Origin of the sequence: Brachyspira sp. (assembly GCF_050873525.1) — a bacterium.
Taxonomy (GTDB): domain Bacteria; phylum Spirochaetota; class Brachyspiria; order Brachyspirales; family Brachyspiraceae; genus Brachyspira.
The window spans coordinates 1-8,658 of record NZ_JBNMIZ010000106.1 but is presented as its reverse complement, the minus strand read 5'-3'; the positions used below and the strand labels follow the sequence as shown (position 1 = coordinate 8,658).

5 protein-coding genes are annotated in these 8,658 nt (G+C 30.5%); 2 read left to right on the top strand and 3 right to left on the bottom strand.

Features of this window, described 5'->3' with window-relative positions:
* Positions 1 to 269: 269 nt before the first annotated feature.
* Together ACR0QS_RS08120 and ACR0QS_RS08115 are read left to right on the top strand one after the other, a co-directional pair.
* Entirely contained in the window at positions 270 to 1,343 is a 1,074-nt protein-coding gene (locus ACR0QS_RS08120) for a ribonucleotide-diphosphate reductase subunit beta (RefSeq protein WP_432632940.1), read from the top strand.
* 14 nt (positions 1,344 to 1,357) lie between these two features.
* Positions 1,358 to 3,676, top strand: coding sequence for a ribonucleoside-diphosphate reductase subunit alpha (locus tag ACR0QS_RS08115; RefSeq protein ID WP_432632939.1), 2,319 nt, complete (start codon positions 1,358 to 1,360; stop codon positions 3,674 to 3,676).
* A gap of 236 nt (positions 3,677 to 3,912) precedes the next feature.
* On the opposite strand, the gene ACR0QS_RS08110 is transcribed toward ACR0QS_RS08115, so the two are convergent.
* The 3 genes from ACR0QS_RS08110 to ACR0QS_RS08100 all read right to left on the bottom strand — a co-directional run bounded on the left by ACR0QS_RS08110 (position 3,913) and on the right by ACR0QS_RS08100 (position 8,647).
* The gene (locus ACR0QS_RS08110; RefSeq protein WP_432632938.1) at positions 3,913 to 5,688 is read right to left on the bottom strand and encodes a GAF domain-containing SpoIIE family protein phosphatase; all 1,776 of its coding nucleotides are present in this window, start codon (positions 5,686 to 5,688) and stop codon (positions 3,913 to 3,915) included.
* A gap of 81 nt (positions 5,689 to 5,769) precedes the next feature.
* Positions 5,770 to 6,648, bottom strand: a complete 879-nt coding sequence (locus ACR0QS_RS08105) for a 50S ribosomal protein L11 methyltransferase (RefSeq protein ID WP_432632937.1) — start codon at positions 6,646 to 6,648, stop codon at positions 5,770 to 5,772.
* 13 nt (positions 6,649 to 6,661) lie between these two features.
* Complete coding sequence (locus tag ACR0QS_RS08100) at positions 6,662 to 8,647, bottom strand: DUF4954 family protein (protein ID WP_432632941.1); 1,986 nt, start codon at positions 8,645 to 8,647, stop codon at positions 6,662 to 6,664.
* Positions 8,648 to 8,658 lie beyond the last annotated feature (11 nt).

The following is an 8,658-nucleotide window of genomic DNA, read 5'->3' as shown; positions in this document are numbered from 1 at the left end:
TAACATGGATTGGAAAATATTTCAACAGTTTAAATCAATGGAAAGAAAAAGTAATAAAAATTTTTGAATTAAAATTATTTATAACCTGAATTTATCTTTATATTTTATAAAGTTATCATAACCTATCAATTATTTAATATATAATTTTATCATTTCATATCAAATCTAATAAAATAAACGGCAAATTTGACAAATTAAAAAATATAAATAAAATATAAATTCAAAATTATGTTAATCGTTTATTTACTACTAATAAAGAGGTATTTTTAATGAAAGTAATTGATATAACTAAAAAACCCGAAACTGAAAAAATATTTTTTGGAGACTTCGGACATTATATAAGAATCGACTCAATAAGTCACGAGATTGCAAGAAAATTAAAAGAAGCAAGCGAAGGAAATACTTGGTTCTCAAAAGAAGTCGATTATAAATCGGATAAAACGAGATTCTCGACTTTACCCGAAGACGCGCAAAGAGCGTTTAAATTAAATATCGCTTATCAAACTTTAATGGATAGCGGAGTGACAAGCGGTTTTGCGTCAATTTTAAATAGAATAGTCTCAAGTTCGATTTGGTCTATTCTATATTCGAGGATAGCGATAGAAGAAGTTATTCATGCCGAATCCTATTCTTACGGACTTTCGGAAGTTTTCGCTCAGCAGGCTACGGAAACTTTGGACTTGGTTTATAATGACGAATTTGTAAAACATAGAATGGAAAAAGAAGTTGAACTTTTTGACTGCGTTGATACTTTATGCAATATAGAAACTTCAAATGCTACTTTGGATGAAAAGAAGCAGGCGGTTTTGAAATTACTTACGGGAATATATTTGCTTGAAAGTATAAAATTTCCTTTTTCATTTTTGGTGACTTTTACGATAAACAACAGCTACGGCGATGCGATTAGCGGATTTACAAAAACGATAAAACTTATAGCGCATGACGAGTTAAATGTTCATGTTCCTACGGGAAAAAATATTTTGTCGATATTGAGAAGAGACGGAAATCAAGGATTCAAACATTTATTCGATAACGGATGGTTTGATAAAACGGCTAAAGAAATGACGGATTATACGGTTGCCGAAGAGATTAAATGGGCGAGATATTTATTTGACGAAAAAGAAGTTCTTGGAATCAATTCTTCTATAAGCGAACATTTTATTAGATATTGGGCGGGAATTCGATTGAGAGATATTGGAATAGAAACGGAATATTTGAAAGAAAAAAAATCTGATATAATTGATTGGTTCAATACTTATAGAGATATAAATAAACAGAACGCGGCTTTACAGGAAGCGTCAAATATATCTTATCAAAAAGGGACGCTTAAAAACGATTTATAATTACGAGGCAGATTATGATAGAATTAACTAAAGACAAAAAACATATTATTATAAAAAGAGACGGCAGAGAAGAGCCTTTCAACGAAGAAAAATTAAAAAAAGTAATAAACTGGGCTACTGACAATAAAGAAGTATTCACAAACGCTTTACTTCAAGGGCTTAATATAAAAATTAACGATAAAATGAAAATCGAAGTTTTATATGACGAGCTTATAAATACTGCGGTTAATAAAATAAGTCCGCTATATCCGATATACGATACCATAGCCGAAAAACTTTATTTAATGAAAATATATAAAGAAACGGCGGGACTCAAAAAAATCGGAAGCTATCCGCATATAAAAACTTTCTTAAAAAAAGGCTTGAAATATAAAATATACGATAAAGAAATAATAAAACATTTTTCCGAAAGAGAATTGGATAAAATTAATTCTATGATAGAGCCTGATAGAGATTTGCTTTTTACTTATAAGGGACTCGCCATATTCAATAGAAAATATTGCAAATCGATTGGAAATAAAAAATTGGAACTCCCACAAATAACTTATATGGTTGCGGCGATGTTTTCTTTCTATGACGATATATATAAAGGCGAAAATAAAGGAATGTTTGAAAAAAGCAGAAACGACAGATTAAAATATATAAAAAGAACTTACGATATGCTTTCAAAACATGAAATTACTTTTGCCACGCCGAGAATAGCGAACAGCATGACTATAAAAGCCCAGCTTGCAAGCTGCATATTAAACACTCCCGATGACGACACTTGGAGTTTAAATCAAACGGATGGAAATATGGCTTTATATTCAAAATTTTCTGGAGGAATTGCCTACGATGCTTCTTTTATAAGGGCTTCAGGTTCTACGATTCAAACAAACAGAGGACGTTCGGACGGACCGATTCCGTTTATAAAAAGAGTCGAGCAGACAATTTCATCGTTCAATCAAGGCGGAGTTCGTAAAGGCGCATGCGTTATAACTTTTCCTTGGTGGCATATGGATGTTATGGATTTGGTAATGCTTAAAGACGCGGGCGGAACGGAAGATACGAGAGCGAGAAAATTAGTTTATTCTATAAGGATTAGCAATATTTTCAGAGAGAGAGTAAATAAAGACCAGTATATTACTTTATTCGACCCTAAAGAAACTCCGCTGCTCAACGAAGAATACGGAGAAAATTTCAATATCGCTTATGTTTATTATGAGAGCAAATCTTCAATAAGAAAGAAAAAAATAAAAGCAAAAGAATTATTATTTCAAATATTAAAAGTTCGTCAAGAAACGGGAAATGTATATTTAACTTTCGTTGATAATATAAACGAACAAAATATGGTAAATAAATTTGTCGGCGCTTCAAATCTATGTCAGGAAATTGTAATTCCTTCATTTCCTTCAAAACTCATCGAAGAAAAATATGTGGTAAACGAAGACGGAACTTACGAGATAATTCAGCGAAAAAAAAGCGGAGAGATTGGAATATGCAATTTGGTTTCGGTAAATTTGATGTCTTGGATTAATTTCAAACCCGAAAAGAAAAAATCTTTCTGCTATACTTTATTGAGAGGATGCGACAATATAATAGACACTCAATTTTATCCCGTAAAAGAAGGCGAAGTGGCAAATAAAAAAAATCGCCCGATAGGAATTGGCGTTATAAATTACGCGAATCTTTTGGCGTCAAATAAATTAAAATATACCGACAAAGAAGCGATAGAATTTACAAATAAAGTTTTTGACGATTTGTATTATCATATTTACGAGGCTTCTAATATTTTGGCAAAAGAGCGCGGACCTTATAAAACTTTTTACGAATCAAAATGGAAAGAAGGAAAAACTCCTTTTCATTTGTCGATTTTGAATAATAAAAAAAATATTCTTAATGTGGAAACCAATTCTGAAAAATGGGATAAACTTGCCGAAGATATAAAAAATTACGGCGTTCGTTTTTCTTTTCATGGCGCAATCGCTCCTACGGCGACTTCGGGAAAAAGCGTGTCGGCAACGGAAAGCATAGAGCCTATAGTCGATTTGTTTTTTGTTGAAGAAGGAATACAGACTTTGCCGAGTTTAGCTCCGAATCTTAAAAAGAATAGAGATTATTATCAAAGATGCTGGACAATTCCTCCGAAAAATATTATAGAACTTGCGGCGGTTAGACAGAGATATATAGACCAGTCGCAGTCGGTAAATCTTTATTATATTAAACCCGAGTCGGCAAAAGAACTTTGGGACGATATTCAATACGCGATGGATTTGGGTATTAAAACTTTGTATTATATGAAAACTCCTAAATCGAATTTTGAAATAGAAGAAATTTGCGAGTCTTGCACTTGATTATTATATAAAGATTTAAACTATTTGCTATATTTTAAATATAATTTATAATTAATTTTAAGTAATAATTTGTCGAATTGCTTAATATACGGTTTTATAAAATGAATATGCATTTTTTCAAAATCTTTCTCTTCCATAAAAAGGTTAGAGTGCCTTTTAATTATAATACACTTTTTAAAACCTCATGCGAAAGCATGAGGTTATTTTTATTCGGATATAAAATACAAATTATAGAATTACAAAAATTTTGCTATCAAAAGCGTTATATCGTCAAACTGCGGAGCGTCCGCTCTAAAATAAATCGTTTCGTCAACTATATCTTTTAATAATTCGCTCGAACTATCGTATTCGTTTTTAAGAATATCTTTTAATTTATTTTCTCCGTATTCTTCGTTATTTTCGTTAAATGTTTCCGTGACCCCGTCCGTGAACATTACTATAGTGTCCGATTTTGAATAAGATATTTTTTTATTTTTATATGAAGGACTTTCCACAAATCCCAAAGGTTTTCCGCCGACATACATTTCTGTTATATAATCTTCGTTTACCAAAGCCTTTTTAACCAGATACTGCGGAATATGTCCCGCGTTCGAGTAAGTAATCGTTTTATTTTTTGTGTCGATTATAGCCAAAAAGCAGGTAACGAACATTCCTTTTTTTGAATCGTAAAATATATGTTTATTTGTCTGTTCTAAAATTTTCGCGGGATTATCAATTTGAGACGCGTAAACTCTTAAAACGCTTCTCGTCATAACCATGAAAAATCCGGCGTTTAATCCTTTGCCCGAAACATCCGCTATAATTAAAGCATATTTTCCTTCTTTAAGTTTCATATAATCGTAAAAGTCGCCGCCGATATTTTTACTTGGAATGCTTGTTGCAGCGACATCGAATAATTTTTTATTTGGAAATTCACTCGGAAGAATGCTCTTTTGAAGCTGTTCGGTATAATTAATTTCTTCCGTTAAAGACTGTTTTATTTTAGATTCTTCCGATAAAAACACATGCATATAATTTTCGGATATTTGCTGAGCGAGCATTTCAAGGAGCATTAAATTGCTTAAATTGAAAGCCTTATTTATACTTCTTTCAGTCGCGCATAAAAAACCTATTATATCGTCATCCTTTCCGATTATCGGAGATGCGATAAAACTGTCCCGCGTATATCTCAAAGTTTTATTCGGTTTAAATCTATAATCTTTTGAAACGCTTACGGAATAAACAGATTTTTTAGTTTTTAATATTTCTCCTAAAACATTATCTTCCGTAGTTATAACGCCGTATTTAAGAACTTCTTCGTCAATTCCTATTCCAGCTTTGAATCTAAACATTCCTTTTTCGTCTTTCAAAATTATAGAAACTCTATGCGCCTCGAAAGCCTCGCAAACTATACTTATATTATTATTTAAAATATCTTCTATGGTTTCGCATTTATTTATTGAAACGGACATTTCGTATAAAGCGCCGACTTCATAAGCTCTCGATTGTCCTTTATCGTAAGTCATTTTATTTATAAGAGCCAAAGAAACTATATTTGACAATAGCGACATTATAATCGTATCGTTTTCTACAAATTTTCCGTCTTTTTTATTTATTAAAAATAAAGCGCCTATATTTTTTTTTCTCGCTTTAAGAGGAACGAATAATATATTTTTTAAATCTTCTACAAGAATTTCTTTTATAGGAATAAAAGCCGAATCGTCCTGCGGATTATTGGAATATAGAGACGCCGAAGTCGTATAAGCTCGAACCGACAAAGGTTTTTCTCCGTCTATTATAGAACCGAAAAATTTACTTCCCAAAGGTCCGATAGACATTTCATAATTCAAATTATAAAGTTCCTGGTCAATCAAATATAATAAAATCGTATCGGTAAGCATTATGTTTTTTATTTCGGATAATATATTTACCAAAGTTTCTTCATAATCGCCGATATTATTCATTTTTTTTATTATATCGGAAAATACTTCGAGTTGTTTTTCAGGTTCATTAACCAAATCGTATATATCCACAAAAACCTCTGCCAAATTTTAATAACGAATTAATTATAACTTCATTATATCATACCATATTTTATAGTCAACATTAATAATTTATAAGTTTAATAATAAAGCCACCCAGTCGTTTTTTCTTTTTCTATTTATAATTTTTAATCCGTTTTCTCTTATTGAATTTTTAATATAAGATTCTTTTTCAAGCAAAATTCCAGATAATATTAAATAAGAATTTTCTTTTAATAATTTTTTCAATTCCGCCATTATTTCTATCAATATATCGGTTTCTATATTTGCAACAACCAAATCGAATTTCAAATTTATATTATTCAAATCTTTTGCGCTTCCCAAAATAACATTATCTAAATTTATATTATTATATTTCGCGTTATCTAAAGCGCAGTTAACGGCATCGCTGTCTATATCGACAGAAATTATATTTCTTGCGCCGAGCTTATGACTAAATAAAGATAATATTCCGCTTCCGCATCCAATATCGGCAATACTTTTTGTTTTTATATCGTTTTCTAAAGAATATTCATTAATCGTTTCCAAAGCCAAATAAGTAGTTTCATGAGTTCCGCTACCGAAAGCGTATTGTTTTGCAATATATAAAACGGGTTCTTCCAAATCGTCATAATAATCTTTCAAATTAGGAACTATAGTTATATCGCCGATTTTAAAAGGTTTGAGATATTCCATATAAGAAGTTAAATATTCTTCCGATTCGAGTTCTTTTACTTCATAAGAATAATCAACATCCAAATTATTTTTTATAATATTAAAATTGTCTTCAAGTTTTTCATTATTTTCATTATATATATTTACTATCGCTATTTCATTTTCTTCTTTATCGTTTTTAGGTTTAGGATATTCGATATTATAACCCAATATATCCAATTTTCCGCTTTCAATAATCGCTTCCAGTATATCTTCAAATCCGAAATCTAATTTAAAAGACAGAGAATATAATTTCATTAAAATTCCTTTTTTATTTGTCCAACAATTCTATTATTTTATTAATATCTTTTATTTTTTCGTCCATATCGTTTTTATATTTCACTACAAAAGCGTTATCTTCTACAGTTCCTCTTATCGCTTTAAAATCTTCTTCCATAACATTTTTATCGTCTATTCCGCAGCTAACCATTTTTGAAATATCGTATTCTTTTTCGGCATCTCTATATAAAATATCGTAAGAAGTTTTTAAAAGCGAAATATATTCTTTTAAGATTTTTATTATTATTTCTTTATCCGCATTTTTTATAGAATATCTTTTTTTAATCGTATCGATAACCCAAGATTTTTCGTCAGAATAATAATTATCGTATAATTTCTTAAAAGCCTCTAAAATCGATTCTATATTATTTATTTTTTCATTTTCAATATCTTTAATAATATTATCCAATTTTTCTTTTGCGCATATAAGTCCGCCCGCGTCAACCCATTCTTTATAAATTTTTTCAGAGTTCAAATTTTTAATTATATCGTCTACATTTTTAGAATTTTTAATAAAGTCAAGCAATTTACCGCATAAATACAAATCTATCGCAATCGAATATCTTTGAGAATATTTATCTAAAGAAGAAATTTTTATTATCATATTCTTATATGTTACAAAATCATCTTTACTTTCGTTTATATTTTTTTTTATATCTTTCAAAATTTTTTCGGCGTTAATCATTTTAGAAACGGTATAAGGACTGAAAACCTCGAATATAATCAAATCTTTTTTATCGCCCGTTCTTCTGTCTCTATCAATCCATTTATTTTCGTCTCTTGTTAGCCCTACTCCGAAAAGATTAAGAGCTGGAATTAATCTCGTTTGATGATAGCCATGTTCGGTTATATAAGAAAATGGAAAATCGGAAGAATCGACATTATCGTAATGAGCGCCTATGACTGTAGAAAAAGCGCCAATACGAGAGGGCCAAAGAATATAGGAATTGCTTCCAGTTTTGCATCCTCGCTCCATAAAACCATGATGATAAGGTCCGAGTTTATACATATGATTGCTTTGATTAGTTCCGCTTCCCGCGTTAAAAAAAGAAAAATGACTCGCTATTAATAAAGTCGCCTTATGATGAGTGACGGTATAAGGTCCCGCAAATATAGAAAACATCTCTCCATGCTCGCCTTCGCAATTTGCAAACAATAAAGAATCTTCGCATGAAAATTGTCTTCCCAATTTTACTCCCTCTCCGATAAACGCTTTTTTTATAACCGTTCCGTCCACTATATGAGCGCCTTTCAAAACGATGCAGTCTTTCAATATTACCGAAGTTCCTATATACGAAGGAGATTCTTTCGTGCTTATTATCGTAGTATTATTTATTTCGTCCGTATTTTCTATTGTCGTATAAGGGTCTATATGAGCGTTTTTTATCAGTCTCGCGTTTATTATTTTAGCATGTTTTTTTATTAGTCCGAATTTTGAAATTTTTGAAGAAGAATAATTTTCTATAATTTTATTTATTTTTTCCCGCATAAGATAATTATGTCTATACATTGCGACTATATAAGCGATATGAGAATTGAGTCTATTAAATATTTTGACGCTTCTTCCGTTTCCTTCCATAATCGGCGAAGTTTCTACTCCGTTTCCAAAACTGCTTTCGCCTTCCATATAAATCGCGCCCGCGTTTTCTATTATAACTCCGCTTTCTATTTCGTAATTTGCAATAAGCCTTCCGACATTATTTATATATACATTTCCGTTTATAATCACATCGATTAAAGTTGCTCGCGTAATCGAAGCCTCGACTTTAACATTATTATGATAAGAAACATTTCCGTTAAGTTCTTTTATTTTTATTTTTCCATGAAACGAAACATCTTTTATTCTGTTCAAATCGACATTTTTTATAAGTATTTTATCCCAAGACTGTGAAATACATCCCTGACTTTTCAAAAATTCAATTTCCGTTTTTTTTAATTTTCTAAATTCTTTATCCACTTTTGAAAATTTATAAGCCATGAATATATTCC

Excerpts from the sequence above, each read along its gene's own strand:
- ACR0QS_RS08120 (WP_432632940.1), top strand. The coding sequence starts at position 270 with ATGAAAGTAATTGATATAACTAAAAAACCCGAAACTGAAAAAATATTT.
- ACR0QS_RS08100 (WP_432632941.1), bottom strand. The coding sequence starts at position 8,647 with ATGGCTTATAAATTTTCAAAAGTGGATAAAGAATTTAGAAAATTAAAA.
- ACR0QS_RS08115 (WP_432632939.1), top strand. The coding sequence starts at position 1,358 with ATGATAGAATTAACTAAAGACAAAAAACATATTATTATAAAAAGAGAC.
- ACR0QS_RS08105 (WP_432632937.1), bottom strand. The coding sequence starts at position 6,648 with ATGAAATTATATTCTCTGTCTTTTAAATTAGATTTCGGATTTGAAGAT.